At 61.5% G+C, this 18,029-nt stretch carries 19 protein-coding genes; 4 read left to right on the forward strand and 15 right to left on the reverse strand.

All coding sequences use genetic code 11. The annotated features are described in order from the left end of the window. Positions 1 to 32 precede the first annotated feature (32 nt). The 5 genes from LOY70_RS11945 to LOY70_RS11965 are packed head-to-tail and all read right to left on the reverse strand — an operon-like array spanning position 33 to position 5,752. The gene (locus LOY70_RS11945; protein WP_265036872.1) at positions 33 to 1,691 is read right to left on the reverse strand and encodes a methyl-accepting chemotaxis protein; all 1,659 of its coding nucleotides are present in this window, start codon (positions 1,689 to 1,691) and stop codon (positions 33 to 35) included. Between the two features lie 33 nt (positions 1,692 to 1,724). Beyond that, positions 1,725 to 3,815, reverse strand: a complete 2,091-nt coding sequence (locus tag LOY70_RS11950) for a chemotaxis protein CheA (protein ID WP_265036874.1) — start codon at positions 3,813 to 3,815, stop codon at positions 1,725 to 1,727. Positions 3,816 to 3,854: 39 nt separating this feature from the next. After that, complete coding sequence (locus tag LOY70_RS11955; protein ID WP_265036876.1) at positions 3,855 to 4,139, reverse strand: lipid asymmetry maintenance protein MlaB; 285 nt, start codon at positions 4,137 to 4,139, stop codon at positions 3,855 to 3,857. Between the two features lie 15 nt (positions 4,140 to 4,154). Further along, positions 4,155 to 4,523: a response regulator gene (locus LOY70_RS11960; RefSeq protein WP_003203044.1), complete on the reverse strand. Its 369-nt coding sequence runs from the start codon at positions 4,521 to 4,523 to the stop codon at positions 4,155 to 4,157. An 11-nt stretch (positions 4,524 to 4,534) separates the two neighbouring features. Next, entirely contained in the window at positions 4,535 to 5,752 is a 1,218-nt protein-coding gene (locus tag LOY70_RS11965) for a methyl-accepting chemotaxis protein (RefSeq protein WP_265036878.1), read from the reverse strand. Positions 5,753 to 6,070: 318 nt separating this feature from the next. Between LOY70_RS11965 and LOY70_RS11970 the strand changes: the two genes are divergently transcribed. Continuing rightward, positions 6,071 to 7,417 (forward strand): MATE family efflux transporter, encoded by a 1,347-nt coding sequence (locus LOY70_RS11970; RefSeq protein ID WP_265036880.1) that lies wholly within the window; start codon positions 6,071 to 6,073, stop codon positions 7,415 to 7,417. A gap of 170 nt (positions 7,418 to 7,587) precedes the next feature. After that, positions 7,588 to 8,256 (forward strand): HAD family hydrolase, encoded by a 669-nt coding sequence (locus LOY70_RS11975; RefSeq protein WP_265036882.1) that lies wholly within the window; start codon positions 7,588 to 7,590, stop codon positions 8,254 to 8,256. A gap of 128 nt (positions 8,257 to 8,384) precedes the next feature. On the opposite strand, the gene ppnN is transcribed toward LOY70_RS11975, so the two are convergent. Further along, positions 8,385 to 9,758 (reverse strand): nucleotide 5'-monophosphate nucleosidase PpnN, encoded by a 1,374-nt coding sequence (gene ppnN, locus LOY70_RS11980; RefSeq protein WP_025213122.1) that lies wholly within the window; start codon positions 9,756 to 9,758, stop codon positions 8,385 to 8,387. Positions 9,759 to 9,976: 218 nt separating this feature from the next. Here ppnN and LOY70_RS11985 point away from each other — a divergent pair, with 218 nt between their 5' ends. Continuing rightward, positions 9,977 to 10,510 (forward strand): DUF3087 domain-containing protein, encoded by a 534-nt coding sequence (locus LOY70_RS11985; RefSeq protein WP_265036886.1) that lies wholly within the window; start codon positions 9,977 to 9,979, stop codon positions 10,508 to 10,510. Here LOY70_RS11985 and arsH read toward each other — a convergent pair. Together arsH and LOY70_RS11995 are read right to left on the reverse strand one after the other, a co-directional pair. Beyond that, positions 10,495 to 11,190 carry an arsenical resistance protein ArsH gene (gene arsH, locus LOY70_RS11990; RefSeq protein ID WP_265036888.1) on the reverse strand — a complete coding sequence of 232 codons (696 nt, stop codon included), beginning with the start codon at positions 11,188 to 11,190 and terminating at the stop codon, positions 10,495 to 10,497. The two genes, LOY70_RS11985 and arsH, sit on opposite strands and share 16 nt — an antisense overlap. A 12-nt stretch (positions 11,191 to 11,202) precedes the next feature. Further along, positions 11,203 to 11,673 (reverse strand): arsenate reductase ArsC, encoded by a 471-nt coding sequence (locus LOY70_RS11995; RefSeq protein ID WP_265036890.1) that lies wholly within the window; start codon positions 11,671 to 11,673, stop codon positions 11,203 to 11,205. Between the two features lie 183 nt (positions 11,674 to 11,856). Here LOY70_RS11995 and LOY70_RS12000 point away from each other — a divergent pair, with 183 nt between their 5' ends. After that, the gene (locus LOY70_RS12000) at positions 11,857 to 12,612 is read left to right on the forward strand and encodes an OBAP family protein (protein ID WP_265036892.1); all 756 of its coding nucleotides are present in this window, start codon (positions 11,857 to 11,859) and stop codon (positions 12,610 to 12,612) included. Between the two features lie 100 nt (positions 12,613 to 12,712). Here LOY70_RS12000 and LOY70_RS12005 read toward each other — a convergent pair whose 3' ends face one another. The 7 genes from LOY70_RS12005 to modA form a co-directional block, all read right to left on the reverse strand. Further along, positions 12,713 to 12,940 (reverse strand): hypothetical protein, encoded by a 228-nt coding sequence (locus LOY70_RS12005; RefSeq protein WP_092196667.1) that lies wholly within the window; start codon positions 12,938 to 12,940, stop codon positions 12,713 to 12,715. Positions 12,941 to 13,002: 62 nt separating this feature from the next. Beyond that, positions 13,003 to 13,170, reverse strand: coding sequence for a general stress protein (locus LOY70_RS12010; RefSeq protein WP_072406624.1), 168 nt, complete (start codon positions 13,168 to 13,170; stop codon positions 13,003 to 13,005). Positions 13,171 to 13,396: 226 nt separating this feature from the next. Further along, complete coding sequence (locus tag LOY70_RS12015) at positions 13,397 to 13,960, reverse strand: ATP-dependent Clp protease proteolytic subunit (protein ID WP_025213127.1); 564 nt, start codon at positions 13,958 to 13,960, stop codon at positions 13,397 to 13,399. Positions 13,961 to 14,094: 134 nt separating this feature from the next. Further along, the gene (locus LOY70_RS12020) at positions 14,095 to 15,132 is read right to left on the reverse strand and encodes a DNA topoisomerase IB (protein ID WP_265036895.1); all 1,038 of its coding nucleotides are present in this window, start codon (positions 15,130 to 15,132) and stop codon (positions 14,095 to 14,097) included. Positions 15,133 to 15,374: 242 nt separating this feature from the next. Further along, positions 15,375 to 16,454: a molybdenum ABC transporter ATP-binding protein gene (modC, locus tag LOY70_RS12025; RefSeq protein WP_265036896.1), complete on the reverse strand. Its 1,080-nt coding sequence runs from the start codon at positions 16,452 to 16,454 to the stop codon at positions 15,375 to 15,377. Between the two features lie 3 nt (positions 16,455 to 16,457). Next, the gene (modB, locus tag LOY70_RS12030) at positions 16,458 to 17,138 is read right to left on the reverse strand and encodes a molybdate ABC transporter permease subunit (protein ID WP_265036898.1); all 681 of its coding nucleotides are present in this window, start codon (positions 17,136 to 17,138) and stop codon (positions 16,458 to 16,460) included. Then, positions 17,139 to 17,891, reverse strand: a complete 753-nt coding sequence (modA, locus tag LOY70_RS12035; protein ID WP_265036900.1) for a molybdate ABC transporter substrate-binding protein — start codon at positions 17,889 to 17,891, stop codon at positions 17,139 to 17,141. Positions 17,892 to 18,029: the final 138 nt, after the last annotated feature.

An 18,029-nucleotide genomic window follows, 5' to 3' on the forward strand; every position in this document is an offset into this window, starting at 1 on the left:
TCTCCTTTAAGCGAGCCTGTGGGAACGAACCGTCAGAACCGGGTGAATTCGGATTCGTCCGGCGCACTGGCCATGGTGTACGCAAATGCCTTGGGGGCGGCGGGCGCGGCGGCTCGGGCCGGCTTGCGACTGGACGGCCCCGGCGTATGGTCCACCCGCAGCGGCTGGCTGGCCGATTTGGGCGGCGTGTCCAGGGTGAAGAAACTCATCGCCTGTTGCAGTTGTTCGGCCTGGCTGCTCATTTCCTCGGCAGTGGCGGCCAGTTCCTCGCTGCTGGAGGCGTTCTGCTGGGTCACCTGGTTGAGCTGGGTCATGGCGGTGTTGATCTGCGCGACACCAGCGGCCTGTTCTTCGGAGGCGGCGCTGATTTCCTGCACCAGGTCCGAGGTCTTGTTGATGGACGGGACCATTTCGTTGAGCAAGTGCCCGGCCTTCTCGGCCATGTCGACACTGCTGGACGACAGCTCGCCGATTTCCTGGGCCGCGACTTGGCTGCGTTCGGCCAGCTTGCGCACTTCAGCGGCGACCACGGCAAAGCCTTTGCCATGTTCCCCGGCGCGGGCGGCTTCAATGGCGGCGTTGAGCGCCAACAGGTTGGTCTGGTAGGCGATGTCGTCGATGATGCTGATGCGCTGGGCGATTTTCTTCATCGCCACCACGGTCTGCTGCACCGATTCGCCGCCGTCGGTGGCTTCCTTGGCGGCCTTGCTGGCCATGCCGTCGGTGACCTTGGCGTTCTCGGTGTTCTGGTTGATGCTGGCGCTCATCTGCTCGATGGAAGCGCTGGTTTCTTCGACGCTGGCCGCTTGTTCACTGGTGGCCTGGCTCATGGATTGCGCGGTGGCGCTGACTTCTTCCGAGGCGCTGGCCAGGTTGTCCGCGGCGTTGCGTACTTCACCGATGATATGGGACAGCTTGCCTACCATGTTTTGCATGGCGTTGAGCACCATGCCGGTTTCGTCCTTGGAGCCGCCCTCGATTTTCGCGTTCAGGTTGCCTTCGGCCAATTGTTCGGCGACGGCGGCGGCCTGTTTCAAGGGGCGAGAGATGATCCGCGAGATGAACAGCGCCAGGCCCAGGCCCACCAGCAGGGCGGCAACCAGCACGGCAATGATCGACAGGCGCGATTGTTCAAACAGTGTGGCGCCACGTTCGCTGGCCGCGCCGGCTCCGACATCGTTGAGCTCTACCAACTTCTGCAGGTCGGCGGTTACCAGATCGAATTGATGTTTGGACTCGCCCTTGAGCAGGGCATGGGCTTGCTCCGTTAGATTTTGCCGGGACAGTGCCAGCAGGTCCTTGCTGACCGCCAGGTAAGCGGCCCAATCATTGCGAGTGGTTTCGAACAGCTGGCGGTCTTCTGCGCTGGAGAGCAGTTTTTCATAGGTCGCCAAGCGTGTTTCAAAGGCCTTTTTGGCGTCTTCGGCTTCTTGCTCGACCATGGCGCGTTCCTGTTCGGAATCGGCGGTAATGTGGCGGTTTTCCTTGAGACGATAGTTCGCCCCGTAGAAGCGCATGCCGGAGGCGGCACGCATGGACGGCATCCAGTTTTCCCGGATCTCGACGGTGGTGCCGTTCACCTGGCCCAGCTGGATGATCGAGAACACCCCCATGACGGCGGTCAGCGCCAGCACCACAAGAAATGAAGTGATCAGTTTGGTGGCGATTCTAAGATCGTAGAACCATTTCATTGGGAAGTACCTCTCCATGGAATTGCGAAAGCGTCAGCGAGCCGTGGCTTGTTGTGATTGAGTTGAGGTGTAGCGGTTTTCTATGTGTACGATTTGGCTGAGCAGCGCCGGTACGTCGAGAATCAACGCCACGGCGCCACTGCCCAGGATGGTCGAGCCGCTGATCCCGCGCAGTGCGCCGAACAGCTTGCCAAGGGGTTTGATGACGGTCTGGAATTCCCCCAGCAAGTCATCCACCACCAGCCCTGCCTTGAGTTCGGCGTAACGCACCACCACCACGTTCTGCCGGCGCGAGGCCGGGCCTTCGTGGTTGAAGTGATCGCGCAGGTACACCAGGGGCAGCACCTCGCCGCGCAGATCGAGGTAGCCTTGTTCACGGCTGGCAACCCCGTCGTCTTCGCTCAGTTCGATGCATTCCTGGACCATGTCCAGCGGAATGACATAGGTGGACTGGTCGATACCCACCAGAAAACCATTGATGATCGCCAGGGTCAGCGGCAGCCGGATGCGCACCACGGTGCCTTTGCCCGGTTGGCTGTCCAGGTCGACGGTGCCGCGCAGCAGGGTGATGTTGCGCTTGACCACGTCCATGCCCACGCCACGTCCCGAAAGATTGGTGACGGCCTGGGCGGTGGAGAACCCGGGTTCGAAGATCAGGTTGTAGATCTCTTGGTCGGTCGGGCTCGCGCCGGGGGCGACCAGGCCGCGTTCCTGGGCTTTTTCCAGGATCCGGTCACGGTTCAGGCCGGCGCCATCGTCGGCGATTTCCAGCACGATGCTGCCGGAGTCGTGATAGGCGTTGAGGTGCAGATGGCCCTTGACCGGTTTGCCGGCCGCCAGCCGTGCTTCGGCGGTTTCGATGCCATGGTCCATGGCGTTGCGCAGCAAATGCATGAGTGGATCGCCGATTTTTTCCACCACGGTCTTGTCCAGCTCGGTTTCCGCGCCACTGATGATCAGGTCGATGTCCTTGCCCAATTCCTGGCTGACATCGCGCACGACCCGCCGGAACCGGTTGAAGGTTTCGCCGATGGGGATCATGCGCAGGCGCAGGGCGCCATCGAGGATTTCCTCCACCAGTGCGGACACCGTCGAGGTGGACTCCTGCAATGGGTCGTTATTGCAGGTGCGTGCCAGCAGGCTGGCCCCGGCACTGGCGATGACCAGTTCCCCCACCAGGTTGATCAATTCGTCCAGCTTGTCGGCGTTGACCCGCACATAGGCGCCGTCCTTGGCCTTGTTTTCGCCCTTGTCCGCTACTTGGGCGGGCAGTCGTGGGGTCGAGCGTTGATCGGCCATCAACTCGCCGGTGGTCATCATGGCGGTGCTTTCGGTACTGGCTTCTTGCGCTTGTGCAACCAGGTGGGTGCCGGCTGGCGTGGCGGGCTCGTCAACGGCGGAGATTTCGATCGCGCAGTCTTCGCGGACGAAATCGAACACTTCGTTGAGTGCCGCGTAAGGGGCGCTCGAACGGACGTCCAGTTCGAAACCCAGGTAGCAGGACTCGGCATCCCACTCTTCGAGCGAAGGCAGGGTGTCGGTCAGCGTGGTGATCTCGACGATTTCACCGAGGGTTTGCAGGTAGCGCAGGAACGACAGGGGGTCCATGCCGTTGCGGAAGACATCTCGGCCGAAACGCAGGGAAATGTGCCAGAGGCGCGCTTCGCCAGGCTCGGTCGCTGGGGTTGTGGCGGCCTGCGTGGGCCGGATGTCCGGCGCCGTCGGCGGTGCCTGATATTCCTGCAGGATCTGACACAGCTCCATTTCCCGGGCCAGGGCAGGGGGCTGCAAGGTCGAGCCCTGGTTGGCGACCACGTCGATCAGCTCGAGCATGTGATCGCCGGACTTGAGCAACACGGCGATCAAGCCCGGGTCGACGGCGACGCTGCCGTCACGCAGGCGATCGAGCACGTCTTCGACAATGTGGGTGAAGCTGACGATCGGTTCCAGGCCGAACAGTCCGGCCGAACCCTTGATCGTGTGGGCGGCCCGGAAGATCGCGCCGATGGCATCATCGTCTTCGGGGTCGCTTTCCAGTTGCAGCAGGGATTCTTCCATCGCCTGCAACTGTTCCCGTGCCTCGACAATGAACGTTTGTTGTGCCTGATCGAGATTGATGCTCACGCGCATATCCTTTGTCGTGTCCGACGTGTTACGGGGCCTCTAGGCAACCAGGTTGCACAGGGCAAGTGTTTCGGTGACGGCGTTGCTGTAACCGGTCAGCGTCAGTTGGGTACCTGCCTTGGGGGCCTCGCGCTGGACCATCATCAGCAGTTGCAGGCCGGCGCCGTCCATCTCCGTGACCTGCGAAAGATCCAGTTCCATATGTGGCGTCGCCCCCAGGCGCGGCAGCAGCTGCGCTGCCAGGTCCGCCGCGGTGTAGATCGTCAGCTCGCCGTCGATGTGAACCTGCGCGGTGTCATCCAATGTTTCGTACAGCAACGGCATCACAGCCTCCGGCAATCAGGGAAGAATCAGTTTGGACACCGCCGCCAGCATCTGCGCCGGCTGGAATGGCTTGACCACCCAGGCCTTGGCACCCGCCGCCTGGCCCTCTTGTTTCTTCGATTCCTGGGATTCGGTGGTGAGCATGATGATCGGCGTGAACTTGTAGCTGGCGAGCTTCTTGACCTCCTTGACGAAGGTGATGCCGTCCATGTTGGGCATGTTCACGTCACTGATGATCAGGTGCACTTTCTGTCCATTGAGCTTGCCCAGGGCATCCTTGCCGTCGCTGGCCTCGATCACATCGTAGCCGGCACTTTTCAACGCGATACCGACGACCTGCCGGACGCTCGCGGAGTCGTCGACAACCAATACACTTTTAGCCATGAGTGGCTCTCCTAAAAGAAGGTTATTTCCTGTGAAACCTGTTGCGCGCCCGAGTCGCCGCGGTGGTTGCGGCGTTGCTCGTCGGTGGCATAAGTGGTTTCCATGCGTGCCAGCCATTGGCGGGCGTCGATGGAGACGGCCTGGTCGGGCGACTGGCTGGCCTGCTGCATGTGCACATGCAGGTCCTCGATGTTGTCGCGCACGTGGCTGAGAATCTGGCTGACCCGATCCTGGAATTGCAGGCTGACCAGCACTTCGGTGAGTTCGTCGCGAATGCCGAAGCTTTCCTGTTGCAGCAGGTCAGCCGATTCGGCCAGCCGCCCGGTGACGCTCTTGAAACGCTCCAGCACGCGCTGGATGCTGTCTTCGGAGCCGGCCACGGAATGGCTGTCCTGGTCCGCGCCACTGGAGGCGGCCTGGACCAATTGGGTGATGGCGTTGTTGATGATGTCGACCTTGGCCGACATCTGCTGGCCGGTCTCGCTGGACTTGCTCGACAGGCTGCGCACCGCGTCCGCCACCACCGCAAAGCCACGTCCGGCTTCGCCGGCACGGGCGGCTTCGATGGCGGCGTTGAGGGCCAGCAGGTTGGTCTGCGCGGCAATCGCCGCGACATCGGCGGCCATGGTCCGTAGCTCGCCGGTGTAGGCGGTGAGGTTGCGGACCTGGGCCAACGTCTCGTCGCGGCTGGCCTGGGTGGCCTTCAAGGAATCGATCACCTGCACCAGTTCACTTTCGCTCTGGGCCAGCACCTGCACCGCGCCACCACTGCTTTTGCCGGTCAGTTCGCCGGCGGCCAGCTGCGAGGCTTGCACGGTGTCTTCCAGGCGTGAAGAAATGCCGGTGAAGCGGCTGGTCAGCGAGACAATCGCGGTTTCGGTCTGCTGCCGGGAGCTTTCCACCTGCTTGGCCCAGATCGGCATGGCGCCGAGGATGACTTCGTTGAGTTGTGCGCTGTTCTTGTGGCCTGGATGTTCGGCGGCGTGCAGCTCATTGCGGGCGATGGCCTCGGCGATGGATGCATCAAGCTGGTGACGTTGCGAACGGGCGCTCCATACGCCGGCACCGATGCCCAAGGCCAGGAGTGTGATACTCAAACCGATGTTTTGCGCACTCGGACCGTTGAGTGCCAGCACGCCGACGCCCGCGGCAATGGTCACTAGCACCGGATTCCAGAGCAGGCGTGGTTGGGATTTGGGGAAGGAATGACCGCGTGAATACGACGTCATGGTTCGGTCCTTGAACAGTGTTACAAACAGGTTATTTGCGAATAACTGGTTATCTGCGCCCCTCGTTCGGACTTTAAGACCGGCTGTCCGATTCCAGAATTGCTGTAGGCATTGGCCTACACGGTGCGTGGCACTGTGCTACTTCAGATTAGACACAGTCTGGAAAATGTCGAGGTGGACCGACGAAGGTATAAGCCCCACCCATGATTGATCGTTCCCACGCAGAGCGTGGGAACGATCAAATTCTTCTGAAACCAGATGTAAGGATTGAGCTAAATTACCCTGCATCGGATTTCGAACCTGCCATCACGAGTGCCCATGTCCACCCAGCCTCTCTGGAAAACCTACCTCCTGTTCCTGACTCCCATGGTCCTGTCCAACTTCCTGCAGTCCATGTCCGGCACGTTCAACAGCATTTACATCGGCCAGATGCTCGGCACCCAGGCATTGGCGTCGGTGTCGGGCATGTTTCCCATCGTGTTTTTCTTTATCGCGTTGGTGATCGGCCTGGGCGCGGGGGCGGGAGTGTTGATCGGGCAAGCCTACGGTGCCGGCGAAACCGGCACGGTGAAGGCGATCGCCGGTTCGACCTTGTTGCTGGGGGCGATCATTGGCCTGGTGGCGGCGGTGCTTGGCAGTGTCTTTGCGCGTCAGGCGTTGCAAGGGCTCGGCACGCCGGCCGACGTGCTGGAGGACGCCGTTTCCTATGCCAGGGTCATGCTGTGGATCCTGCCGATGTTGCTGGTATTCGTGCTGTTCACCCAATTGCTGCGCGGGGTGAGCGATACGGTGTCACCGATGTTGGCGCTGCTGGTGTCCACCAGCATCGGGTTGCTGCTCACGCCGGCGTTGATTCGCGGCTGGCTGGGGTTGCCGCAGATGGGCATCCAGAGCGCGGCATGGGCGGGGCTGGCGGGGACGACGTCGGCGATGCTGATGCTGGCGTGGCGCCTGAATCGCCGCGAGCATGCCCTGGCGCCAGACCGTGCGTTGTTCGCGGCGATGCGCCTGGACAGGGACATCCTCGGCAAGGTGCTGCGCATCGGCCTGCCGACGGGGTTGCAGATGGTGGTGATCTCGTTGTCGGAGTTGGTGATCCTGGCGCTGGTCAATCGCCACGGCTCCCAGGCCACGGCGGCCTACGGCGCGGTGACGCAGATCGTTAACTACGTGCAGTTTCCGGCGCTGTCGATTGCCATCACCGCCTCGATCCTCGGCGCCCAGGCCATCGGTGCCGGCCGGCTGGAGCGTCTGGGGCCGATCCTGCGCACGGGGCTTGCATTCAACCTCTGGCTCACCGGTGGGCTGGTGCTCCTGGGGTACCTGTTGTCCCACTGGCTGTTGGGACTGTTCATCACCGATCCGGCAGCGCGAGTGCAGGCCGAACATCTGCTGCACATCATGCTTTGGAGCCTGCTGGTGTTCGGCTTCCAGGCCATCGTCGGCGGCATCATGCGCGCCAGTGGCACGGTGCTGGTGCCGGTGGCGATTTCGATTTTCTGCATCGTCGGTGTGCAAGTGCCGGCGGCGTATCTGCTGGACGCGCACTTCGGGTTGCAAGGGGTATGGATGGCGTTCCCGGTGGCTTACCTGAGCATGCTGGTGTTGCAGACGCTGTATTACAAATTGGTCTGGCAGCATCAGCCGATTGAGCGGTTGGTGTAGTCGACCCACCGCTGGTCCCTGTGGGAGCGAGCTTGCTCGCGATGGCGTCGGCACACTCGGCATCGATGCAGGCTGATTCACCGCTATCGCGAGCAAGCTCGCTCCCACAAGGGTTCGGTGCCTGGCGATGTTACAGTGGCCGTCACCTGTCCCCCGTCACCGAGGATCCGATGCCAGCCAGCCCTTCACTCAACATTGCCTACCGCGCCTTCCTTTTCGACATGGACGGCACGTTGCTCAATTCCATCGCCGCCGCCGAGCGGATCTGGACACGCTGGGCCCTGCGCCACGGTGTGGACGTGGCGACGTTCCTGCCGACGATCCATGGCGTGCGCGCCATCGACACCATCGCCCGCCAGCACCTGCCGGGGGTGGATGCCCAGGCCGAAGCCGAGCAGATTACCCGGGAGGAAATCGAAGACGTCGAAGGTGTCGTGCAAGTGCCCGGTGCGGCTGCATTTCTGCAAAGCCTGCCGCCAGAGCGATGGGCAATCGTCACCTCGGCGCCCATGGCATTGGCCTTGCGCCGTATGGAAGCTGCGGGCATTCCGCGCCCCGGAGTAATGGTCACTGCCGAGGATGTTAGCGATGGCAAACCTAATCCCACTTGCTATCGACTGGCGGCCGAGCGGTTGCATGTGGCAGCGCAAGAGTGCCTGGTCTTTGAAGACGCCAAGGCAGGCATCCAGGCCGGTGAGGCGGCGGGGGCGGATGTGAGGGTGGTGACGGCGACCCATACGCATCCGCTGGTCAGCGTCCATCCGATGATCAAGGATTATCTTGGGCTGAGTGTCGAGGTGGGTGAGGGTGGGTTGATGCGGTTGATCCCGGTTTTGTGAGCGTGGTTTTGGGGGGCTTAGGGTTTATGGTTAGTGTGTATATCCGTTTTTTTGGTAACGGCGGAACCATAGGTAGCCGTTACACAAAAAATGGATATACACACGACCTATAAACCCCACCCATAAAGTCAGGTCACCACGCGATAACACGGCACATACGCCGCGCCGCCCGGCAGTTTCATCCGGTGCTGGGCGACGAAAGCCTGAAGCAGGCGGTCGAGAGGTTCCATGATGGCGGCGTCGCCGTGGATCTCGTACGGGCCATGTTCCTCGATCAGGCGAATACCTTTGTCCTTGACGTTACCCGCCACAATTCCCGAAAACGCCCGGCGCAGGTTGGCGGCCAGTTCATGGGCGGGCAGGTCGCGACTCAGGCCCAGGCTGGCCATGTTGGCGTGGGTCGGGTCGAACGGGCGCTGGAAGCCTTCGTCGATTTTCAGCAACCAGTTGAAGTGGAAGGCGTCGTTGCGCTCGCGGCGGAATTGCTTGACCTCCTTGAGCCCCTGGGTCATCTGCCGGGCCACTTCGGCCGGGTCGTCGATGATGATCTGGTAGTGCTTCTGCGCCGCCTCGCCCAGGGTCGCACCGACAAACGCGTGCAACTGGTCGAGGTACGGTGCGGCGCTTTTCGGTCCGGTGAGGACCACAGGGAAGGGCAGGTCCTGGTTGGCCGGGTGCATCAGGATGCCCAGCAAGTACAGGAACTCTTCTGCCGTACCGGCACCGCCCGGGAAGATGATGATGCCATGGCCGACACGCACGAAGGCTTCCAGGCGCTTCTCGATGTCCGGCAGGATCACCAGCTCATTGACGATCGGGTTCGGCGCTTCGGCGGCGATGATGCCCGGCTCTGTCAGGCCCAGGTACCGACCACCATGGATACGCTGCTTGGCGTGGGCAATGGTGGCGCCTTTCATCGGGCCTTTCATCACGCCCGGGCCGCAGCCGGTGCAGATGTCCAGGCTGCGCAAGCCCAGTTCGTGGCCGACTTTCTTGGTGTATTTGTATTCTTCGGTGTTGATCGAGTGACCGCCCCAGCACACGACGATTTTCGGCTCGACGCCAGGACGCAAGGTGCGGGCGTTGCGCAGCAGGTGGAAAACGTAGTCGCTGATGCCTTGGGATGAGCTGAGGTCGATGCGCTGGCTGTCCAGTTCATTCTCGGTGTAGACGATGTCGCGCAGGGCGCTGAACAGCATTTCCCGGGTGCTGGCGATCATTTCGCCGTCGACGAAGGCGTCGGCCGGCGCGTTCAGCAGCTCCAGGCGTACGCCACGGTCCTGCTGGTGAATGCGGATCTCGAAGTCCTTGTAGGCTTCCAGGATGGTCTTGGCGTTATCAACATGGGCGCCGGTGTTGAGGATGGCCAGGGCGCACTGGCGGAAAAGGGTGTAGATACTGCCGGAACCGGCTTCGCTCAGTTGCTGGACTTCGCGCTGGGACAAGGTCTCCAGGCTGCCCTTGGGGCTTACAGAAGCGTTGATTACATGTCTTTGAGTCATTCAGCTTTCCTTGAAAACGATGCCGTGCACACAACCACGGCATCTTTAAAAATACGTCCACGTAGGAAGATCGCACGATCCTTGCGGTATCGCCATGGACTTTGATCCGGATCCGTCGGCTCGGTTACAGCGCAAAATGAGCCCCAGCATAGCTAAATCCACCGGGCAGGCGATAATGCGCGACACTTTTTTATGCCGCACAAGGAAATGACATCGCGATGTTCGAGATCAAACCGTGGGATGCCGGTACCTACCGCCAGCAGACCCGTCGCAGCACCCTCATCGTCGCCGTGACGTTCCTGGCCCTGGCGATGCTGTTGTCCAGCCTGGCGGTGATGCTGTTCGGTACGCCTGGCGGCGATAACTTTCGCTTCAACCTCGGTGGGGTGATTGTCGCGGTGCTGGCGATGGTTGCGCTGATGCGCCTGTCTTTCTGGTCGCAACCCTGGATGGCCGCTGCGGTGTACGGCTGGCAGCTCAAGCGCAGCCTGATGAAAATCACCAACGTGATGCACCAGGTGAAGGCCGGAGTGCAGGCCCAGGACTTCACCGCCATGAAGCTGTTGCGCTTCTATCATCTGGGGTTGGCCCAGATGCATCAACTGGATGCCAACTCCAGCGCCCAGGGCTCACTGGCGCGAGAGGCCGAGGAGCACCTGGCGAAGATGCAAGCGCTGAACCTGGACACCGACCAGTCGCGCCTGGAGCCGGCCTGGATAGAGGCGGTGAAACAGGCTTATAGCGAACGTTGATTGACCCGCTTGGATAACTGTTCGGCCGACTCCTTGCGTTCGGAGTAACGGTCCACCAGGTCCGGCCGGTCACGCAGCAGCACGGTGAACCTCACCAGTTCTTCCATCACATCCACCACCCGGTCGTACAGGGCCGAGGGCTTCATGCGATCCTGCTCGTCGAACTCCAGGAACGCCTTGGGCACCGACGACTGGTTGGGGATGGTGAACATGCGCATCCAGCGGCCCAGCACGCGCAGCTGATTGACGGTGTTGAACGACTGCGAACCCCCGGACACCTGCATCACCGCCAGGGTCTTGCCCTGGGTCGGGCGCACCGCGCCCATGGCCAACGGCACCCAATCGATCTGTGCCTTGAACACCGCCGACATCGAGCCATGCCGCTCGGGGGAACACCACACCTGGCCTTCGGACCACGTCATCATTTCCAACAGCTCCTGAACCTTGGGGTGGCTGTTGGGGGCGTCATCGGGCAACGGCAGCCCCGACGGATTGAAAATGCGCGTCTCGGCGCCAAGATGCTCCAGCAGTCGCGCCGCTTCCTCCACCAGCAAACGGCTGAACGAACGAGGACGGGTCGAGCCGTAGAGCAAGAGGATGCGTGGTTTGTGCGGACCGTCGGCGACTCCGCTGATGGTCTGGGACAGGGCTGCATCGAGGTTGGGTAAGTCGTCGCTCATGGGGGCTCCGGGTCAGAGGGTGCCGATGCGATCGAGCTCGGCTTTCAAGGCCTGGGCGTCGAGCTGGTCGAAGGGCAGGGCGAAGAATGCCCGGCAGCGGGTTTCGATACGATCCAGGGTACTGTGGAAAGCCAGGCCGATCTGATCATCGCTGCCTTTGACGTCCGATGGGTCTGCCAGGCCCCAATGGGCTTTGAGCGCCGGACCGAAGTACACCGGGCAGGCCTCATTGGCGGCGTTGTCGCACACCGTGATGACGATGTCCGGCGGACTGCTTTCGAATGCGTCGTTGCCCTTGCTGCGCAATCCCTGGATGCCGATACCGGCCTCCTGCAGCGTACTCAGGCTGCGAGGCAGTACCTGGCCCTTGGGGAAACTGCCGGCGCTGACGGCTTCGAACCCGGTCGGGGCCAGATGGTTGAACATCGCTTCGCTGAGAATGCTGCGACAGCTATTGGCGGTGCACATGAAAAGGACTTTCATCGATCGGCTCCATTGGGCGCTAGGTGGCTGCGCAGGAGTATATGTGGATAGTCGAATATATGGAATTTCATATTTAATGGTGCACCCGCTTGAGGGCGCCGCTCGTCGGTCGGCCTGAGAGGAAAATCAAACCCACGATGGGCGATGCCTTTCTCATGAACAGTCATGGAAAGGAGAGGCGACATGCCAGATAAAAGTGTTTATGGAACATGGACCGTGCTATGGGCGGCGGCTTTCGGGTTGATCGGTTGCGCTGGTGGTACGACCGACTCGCCCGTGAATGCACCGGGTGCGGCGAAGACGCCGACCACCGCGACCCTGGAGGCAGGGGCGGGGCTCATGCAGGACAAGCCCCCGCTGCAGGCGCTGAATACCTACCTCGACGGCTTTCATTTCTTTAACGGGCGGATGTCCGGGCAAATGGAAGCCCACCATTACTGCACGGCCCTGAACGAAGAAGTTTTCCAGTGCGCCATCTTCGATGGGAACACCTCCGGCGCCAAGTTGATGGGGGTGGAATACATCATCAGCCAGCGCCTGTTCGAAGGCTTGCCAGCCAGCGAAAAACAACTGTGGCACAGCCATGTGCACGAAGTGAAATCCGGCCAGCTGATCGCCCCCGGCATTCCCCAAGCCGCAGAAACCCGGCTGATGGAGAACCTGGTGAGTACCTATGGCAAGACCTGGCACACCTGGCACACCGGACAGGGCAACGAGCTGCCTTATGGCGTGCCGCAGTTGATGATGGGGTTCACCGCCGATGGGCAGATCGACCCGCAGCTGGTGCGCGAGCGCGACCGCCGAATGGGCGTGGACAGTGAAGCGAAAAAGCGCGCCCGGGCGGGTATTGATGCGCCGCCGATAGACCCCGGCGCAGATGCCTGGCAAAAAGGACAGGTGTGGCAGATCAAGGATCCCAGCGCAGGACATGCTCATTGAGCAGGTGCGGGATAGTGAGGCGAGGATATAAAAATCCTCGCCGCAAGAATAAGTTGGAAGTCGTGGTGGGGAGGGCAGGTAACAATAAATAGAAAATTGACTAGGGCTGTTTGAAGTGTCCTGGAACACCATGTTCTTCTTCAGTGGGGCGGGTTCTTTTTTGAACTTGTATATCACTCAACTCAACGTCCTTGAGTTCGTCGAAGGTGATCTTCAACAGGGCTTCGGCTTCACGGGCATTGAGTGTCTGCGTATCGGCCTGCAGTACACGATTGTCCGGTTGACCATTGGCGATGAAACTGACGATGAAGCGATCATGACTGCCCATGCTTGACCTCATTGGATTAAGCGCCAGGGCGCAGCAGGCGTGCGCCCCAACGGTGTTACGGATTACGACTTCCTGCCGCCGCCCTGGCTGCCTTTGCGGCTGGTGTCAGAGCCTTTTTGGCGATCACCGGCGTTGCCGCCCGAAGCGTGCCCGCCTTTTTTGCCGGCCTCCGATGCTTTCTCACGATCATTGGCGAAGTTGCCTGGATTTTTGTTTCCGCTATTAGCCATTTCGAGAATCCTCATTGTGGTTAAGCGAGCAACATGCCTCGCATTAGTTGTGAAAGGAGAGAGGCGAGGGAAGTTTAATAAAAGCGTTTCGCTGGCGACGAACGGTCACCGATTGAATAAAAACTTATACAGCCGTTTCGCTTGAAGTTGTACAGGGCTAAGTTGTTTAAAAACACGAGGATGGGGCCTGTTTGTTTTGTGCCTGTTGTTGCGCCGGGCACGTAGCTCAGTCCTCGCCACCGCTGACTTTCCAGTGCTTGGCATCCGCTGGAAAAACCACCTGCTCGACCCGGTGCGCAATGCCGAAGGCCAGGGAGTTTTCCGCTGGGATCACCCGTTCCTCGGCACACAGGCACTTGAAGATATCCAGTTGGGTGGCGGCGCCGGCGGTTTCCTTGACGTAGATCTCCACATACCGCGCCACGTCGTTGTCGAGGCTGGAGAGGTATTCGCGCAAGCGGGAATGGTCCACCGATTTCTGGCCGAAGTACCAGTTCATCGGGTGGATCAGAAAGCGCGAGTGGGGCGTGGTGGTGCGGTCGCTGGCGGCGAGGAACATGACGATGCCCATCGACTCGATGTTGCCCGCGTTCACCGCACGTACCGGCACGGGAAGGGACTTGATGAAGGTGTAGAGCGTAAAACCGAAGTTGGTGCTGCCGCCGACGGTGGAGAGGTTGAGCATCAGCGAGTCGGCGCCTTTTTCAATGGCTTCCAGGCAATTGTCCCGGAAGCGTTCCGTGGTGCCCTGATCGATCTGGCAATGGAAATGGACAATGTGTTCGGACATCTGCAACTCCTGTCGATTTCACCCTTTGAAGTACCTGCGGATCGGCTGTGCCGTACAGTTGGGAGTTCGCAGTCCTTCGGATGTTCCTCATCTCTGGTTGGGCGCGGGCGGCCCCTCACGCGCCTGTCTCCTGTTCAGCACGCTTGGGCGGCTTCGGCCATGCGCTGCAAAAACATCGCCAGTGCTGCGTCCTCTTCGCTGAGCCCTTTGCGCAGCCGGGGCTTGGGCAATTGCCTCAGGGCACCGAGCAGAAAAGCCTCCACCACTGCAGGATGAATGTAGCACTTGCGACAGACGGTCGGCGTGTTGCCCAGTTGCTGGGCGACTTGCCTGACCATCTCGACGACGTGTTTTTTCGCCTCGCTCTCGGATTCCCAGGACAGCATCCGCAGCCCGGCCAGCGCCGCCGCGCTGCCGGCCCAGGTACGGTAATCCTTGGCGGTGAAATCGGCACCGGTGAGGGATTTGAGGTAGGCGTTGACGTCCGAAGAACTGACGGAGTGGCGCTCGCCGTTCTCGTCCAGGTACTGGAAGAGGTTTTGTCCGGGGATCTCCTGGCAGCGCTTGATGATCCGTGCCAGGCGTCGGTCTTTCACGGTGATCTGGTGTTCGACACCACTCTTGCCACGGAACTGGAAGGCGATGGCACTGCCGTTGACTTCCACGTGCTTGTTGCGCAGGGTCGTCAAGCCGTAGGAGCGGTTGTCGCGAGCGTATTGGGTGTTGCCGACGCGGATCAGGGTCAGGTCCAGCAGGGTGATAACGGTGGCCATGACCTTGTCGCGGCTGAACCCGGGTTTGGCCAGGATGTCCTCCAGGCGTTTGCGCAAGCGCGGCAAGGCCCGTCCGAACTCCAGCATCCGCGAATATTTGTCCGCATCGCGCACTTCACGCCAGCGCGCATGGTAGCGGTACTGCTTGCGGCCCCGGGCATCGCGGCCGGTGGCCTGGAGATGGCCGCGCGGGTCGCTGCAGATCCACACATCGGTGTAGGCCGGCGGCACCGCCAGGGCATTGATGCGCTGGATCTCGGCGGCGTCGGTAATGCGCTGGCCCTGCGGGTCGAAGTAACAGAACTTGCCACGCAATTTCTTGCGGGTGATGCCCGGGGCGGTGTCGTCGACGTAATGCAGGTCGGCCGGCAGTGCATCCGGCGGCAGGGTGTCGGGCATGAAGAAAGTCCTTGGCAGCGAATCCGGTGGCCTGTGATCGATTGACCGCAGCCCGTTGCGGTCGTGCCAAGATTCTGCGGTTGCGGCATTGCAGCCTTCCTACTATCCAAAGTCGACCGGCGGACCTGTGGGAGCGGGCTTGCTCGCGAATGCGGTGGATCAGCCTCCATCAATGTTGAATTTGCCGACGCTTTCGCGAGCAAGCCCGCTCCCACAGGGTTGTAATTTGAACATTCAAAATTTTACGCCAATACCGCCACCGCCTTGATCTGCGCCCAGAGCACCTGCCCCGGATGCAACTTCAACTGATCGCGGGAGTAACGGGTGATGCGCGCCAGCAATGGCGTGCCGGCGGCTTCCAGGCGGATCAACACATGGGCGGCGTTGTCGGCGGCTAGTTCGCTGACCACGGTGACCGGCAGGCGGTTGAGGATGCTGGTCTGGGTGTCGTTCGCCAGGCTGAGGCTGACGTCCCGGGCCTGGACCTTGAAGCGCAGCGCTTGCCCGAGGGCCAGTGGCGTGTGGGCCACGCGTACGTTCAACGGACTGCCGGGCAGGTTCAAGGTCAGCAACTGATAGTCAGCGTCGTACCCGCTGACCTGGCCCTGGATCACCACCCCTGCGTCATCGCCCATGGCCAGCGGCAGGTCAAGCCGGGCCAGGGTTTCGCCGATCGGCCCGCTGGCCAACGCGCGCCCGCCATCGAGCAGCACGATGTGGTCGGCCAGGCGCGCCACCTCGTCCTGGGAATGACTGACGTACAGCACCGGGATATCCAATTCATCGTGCAGGCGTTGCAGGTACGGCAGGATTTCGTTTTTGCGCCGGCTGTCGAGAGCCGCCAGCGGCTCATCCATCAGTAACAGTTGCGGGCTGGTGAGCAAGGCGCGGGCGATGCCCACTCGTTGGCGTTCGCCGCCGGACAAGTGCTGCGGCTGTCGATCGAGCAAGTGTCCGATGCCCAGCAGTTCGGTCGCCTGAGTCATGTCTACGCGCCGTTGTGCTGGCGCGATGCGCTTGAGGCCGAACGCCAGGTTGGCCTGCACCGACAGGTGCGCGAACAGGCTCGCCTCCTGGAACACATACCCCACCGGCCGTTTGTGGGGCGGGACAAACACACCGCGTTCACTGTCCTGCCACACTTGACCATTGACCTCGATAAAGCCCCAGGGCGGTCGCTCCAGCCCGGCGATGCAGCGCAGGCAGGTGGTCTTGCCGGAACCGGATGGGCCATACAACGCTGTCACGCCACGGCCCGGCAGTTGCACATCCAGGTCCAGGGAAAAGTCCCCATGGTCGAGCTGCAAACGCGCCTGAATCATCGATCAGCTCCAACCGGCCCGGGTCCGGCGGCTGGAATACAGCGCCAGCAGCACGAGGAATGAGAAGACCAGCATCGCCGCCGCCAGCCAGTGGGCCTGGGCATATTCAAGGGCTTCGACGTGGTCGTAGATTTGTACGGACACCACCCGGGTTTTCTCCGGGATGTTGCCGCCGATCATCAACACCACGCCGAATTCGCCGACGGTGTGGGCGAAACCGAGAATCGCGGCGGTGATGAAACCGGGCCGGGCCAGGGGCAGGATGACGCTGAAGAAAGTGTCCCAAGGCCCGGCCCGCAGAGTGGCAGCGACTTCCAAGGGGCGGCTGCCGATGGCGGAGAAGGCGTTCTGCAACGGCTGCACCACGAACGGCATGGAATAGAGCACCGAGCCGATCACCAGCCCGGTAAAACTGAACGTGAGGGTGCCCAGCCCGAGGGCCTGGGTGAGTTGGCCGATCCAACCATTCGGCCCCAGGGCCAGCAACAGGTAAAAACCGATCACCGTGGGCGGCAACACCAACGGCAGCGCCACCACCGCGCCCACCGGCCCGCGCAGCCAGGATTGGGTGCGCGACAGCCACAGGGCGATGGGCGTGCCGATCAGCAGCAGGATCACCGTGGTCAACGACGCCAGTTGCAGGGTCAGCCAGATCGCTGCGAAGTCGGCACTGGTCAGGGGCATTTAGCGTTGATAACCGTAGGCTTGGATGATGGCGGCGGCTTTCGGGCCCTTGAGGTAGTCCATCAGCGCCACGGCGGCAGGGTTGTCCTGGCCTTTGCTGAGGATCACCGCGTCCTGTTTGATCGGGTCATGCAGTTCGGCCGGGACGATCCACGCCGAACCGCTGGTGACCTTGCCGTCCTTGTAGATTTGCGACAAGGCGACGAAGCCGAGTTCGGCGTTGCCGGTGGAGACGAACTGATAGGCCTGGGTGATGTTCTGGCCTTCGACGAGCTTGCTGTTGACTTGGGCGGTCAAGCCCAGCTTGTCCAGCACCTGGGTCGCGGCCAGGCCATAGGGCGCGGCTTTCGGGTTGGCGATGGACAGGTGTTGAAAATCGTTGTGCTTGAGGACTTGGCCCTGGTTGTCGACATAACCGGCCTTGGCCGACCACAGCGCCAGGGTGCCGACGGCGTAGGTGAAGCGCGAGCCCTTGATGGTGTCGCCTTCGCTTTCGAGCCTGGCTGGGGTGGTGTCGTCGGCGGCGAGGAACACTTCGAATGGCGCGCCGTTCTTGATCTGCGTGTAGAACTGCCCGGTGGCGCCGTACGCCGCCACCAATTTATGCCCGGTGTCTTTTTCGAAATCGGCGGCAATGGCCTGGATCGGTGCGGTGAAGTTGGCGGCGACCGCCACCTGCACCTCGTCGGCCTGGACGGTGCCAACGGTAAAGAGCGTGGTCAGCAACAACGGCGCGAAGCGGGCGGGGCGCATAGGTCAGGTTCCGTAAGGTCAGGTTCGCTATATAGCAGAATATATAGCGAATGACTGACAAACGGAACGCGGCATTTTGCCTGGGGAGCGAGGGGCAAGTGCTGGCCCCATCGCGAGCAAGCTCGCTCCCACAGGTCC

It is taken from the genome of Pseudomonas sp. B21-054, assembly GCF_026016345.1.
Taxonomy (GTDB): domain Bacteria; phylum Pseudomonadota; class Gammaproteobacteria; order Pseudomonadales; family Pseudomonadaceae; genus Aquipseudomonas.

What these genes read in the sequence shown, in the direction of transcription:
- LOY70_RS11945 (WP_265036872.1), bottom strand. Translation starts at nt 1,691, where the DNA reads ATGAAATGGTTCTACGATCTTAGAATCGCCACCAAACTGATCACTTCA.
- LOY70_RS11955 (WP_265036876.1), bottom strand. Translation starts at nt 4,139, where the DNA reads ATGCCGTTGCTGTACGAAACATTGGATGACACCGCGCAGGTTCACATC.
- LOY70_RS11960 (WP_003203044.1), bottom strand. Translation starts at nt 4,523, where the DNA reads ATGGCTAAAAGTGTATTGGTTGTCGACGACTCCGCGAGCGTCCGGCAG.
- LOY70_RS11965 (WP_265036878.1), bottom strand. Translation starts at nt 5,752, where the DNA reads ATGACGTCGTATTCACGCGGTCATTCCTTCCCCAAATCCCAACCACGC.
- LOY70_RS11970 (WP_265036880.1), top strand. Translation starts at nt 6,071, where the DNA reads ATGTCCACCCAGCCTCTCTGGAAAACCTACCTCCTGTTCCTGACTCCC.
- LOY70_RS11975 (WP_265036882.1), top strand. Translation starts at nt 7,588, where the DNA reads ATGCCAGCCAGCCCTTCACTCAACATTGCCTACCGCGCCTTCCTTTTC.
- ppnN (WP_025213122.1), bottom strand. Translation starts at nt 9,758, where the DNA reads ATGACTCAAAGACATGTAATCAACGCTTCTGTAAGCCCCAAGGGCAGC.
- LOY70_RS11985 (WP_265036886.1), top strand. Translation starts at nt 9,977, where the DNA reads ATGTTCGAGATCAAACCGTGGGATGCCGGTACCTACCGCCAGCAGACC.
- arsH (WP_265036888.1), bottom strand. Translation starts at nt 11,190, where the DNA reads ATGAGCGACGACTTACCCAACCTCGATGCAGCCCTGTCCCAGACCATC.
- LOY70_RS11995 (WP_265036890.1), bottom strand. Translation starts at nt 11,673, where the DNA reads ATGAAAGTCCTTTTCATGTGCACCGCCAATAGCTGTCGCAGCATTCTC.
- LOY70_RS12000 (WP_265036892.1), top strand. Translation starts at nt 11,857, where the DNA reads ATGCCAGATAAAAGTGTTTATGGAACATGGACCGTGCTATGGGCGGCG.
- LOY70_RS12005 (WP_092196667.1), bottom strand. Translation starts at nt 12,940, where the DNA reads ATGGGCAGTCATGATCGCTTCATCGTCAGTTTCATCGCCAATGGTCAA.
- LOY70_RS12010 (WP_072406624.1), bottom strand. Translation starts at nt 13,170, where the DNA reads ATGGCTAATAGCGGAAACAAAAATCCAGGCAACTTCGCCAATGATCGT.
- LOY70_RS12015 (WP_025213127.1), bottom strand. Translation starts at nt 13,960, where the DNA reads ATGTCCGAACACATTGTCCATTTCCATTGCCAGATCGATCAGGGCACC.
- LOY70_RS12020 (WP_265036895.1), bottom strand. Translation starts at nt 15,132, where the DNA reads ATGCCCGACACCCTGCCGCCGGATGCACTGCCGGCCGACCTGCATTAC.
- modC (WP_265036896.1), bottom strand. Translation starts at nt 16,454, where the DNA reads ATGATTCAGGCGCGTTTGCAGCTCGACCATGGGGACTTTTCCCTGGAC.
- modB (WP_265036898.1), bottom strand. Translation starts at nt 17,138, where the DNA reads ATGCCCCTGACCAGTGCCGACTTCGCAGCGATCTGGCTGACCCTGCAA.
- modA (WP_265036900.1), bottom strand. Translation starts at nt 17,891, where the DNA reads ATGCGCCCCGCCCGCTTCGCGCCGTTGTTGCTGACCACGCTCTTTACC.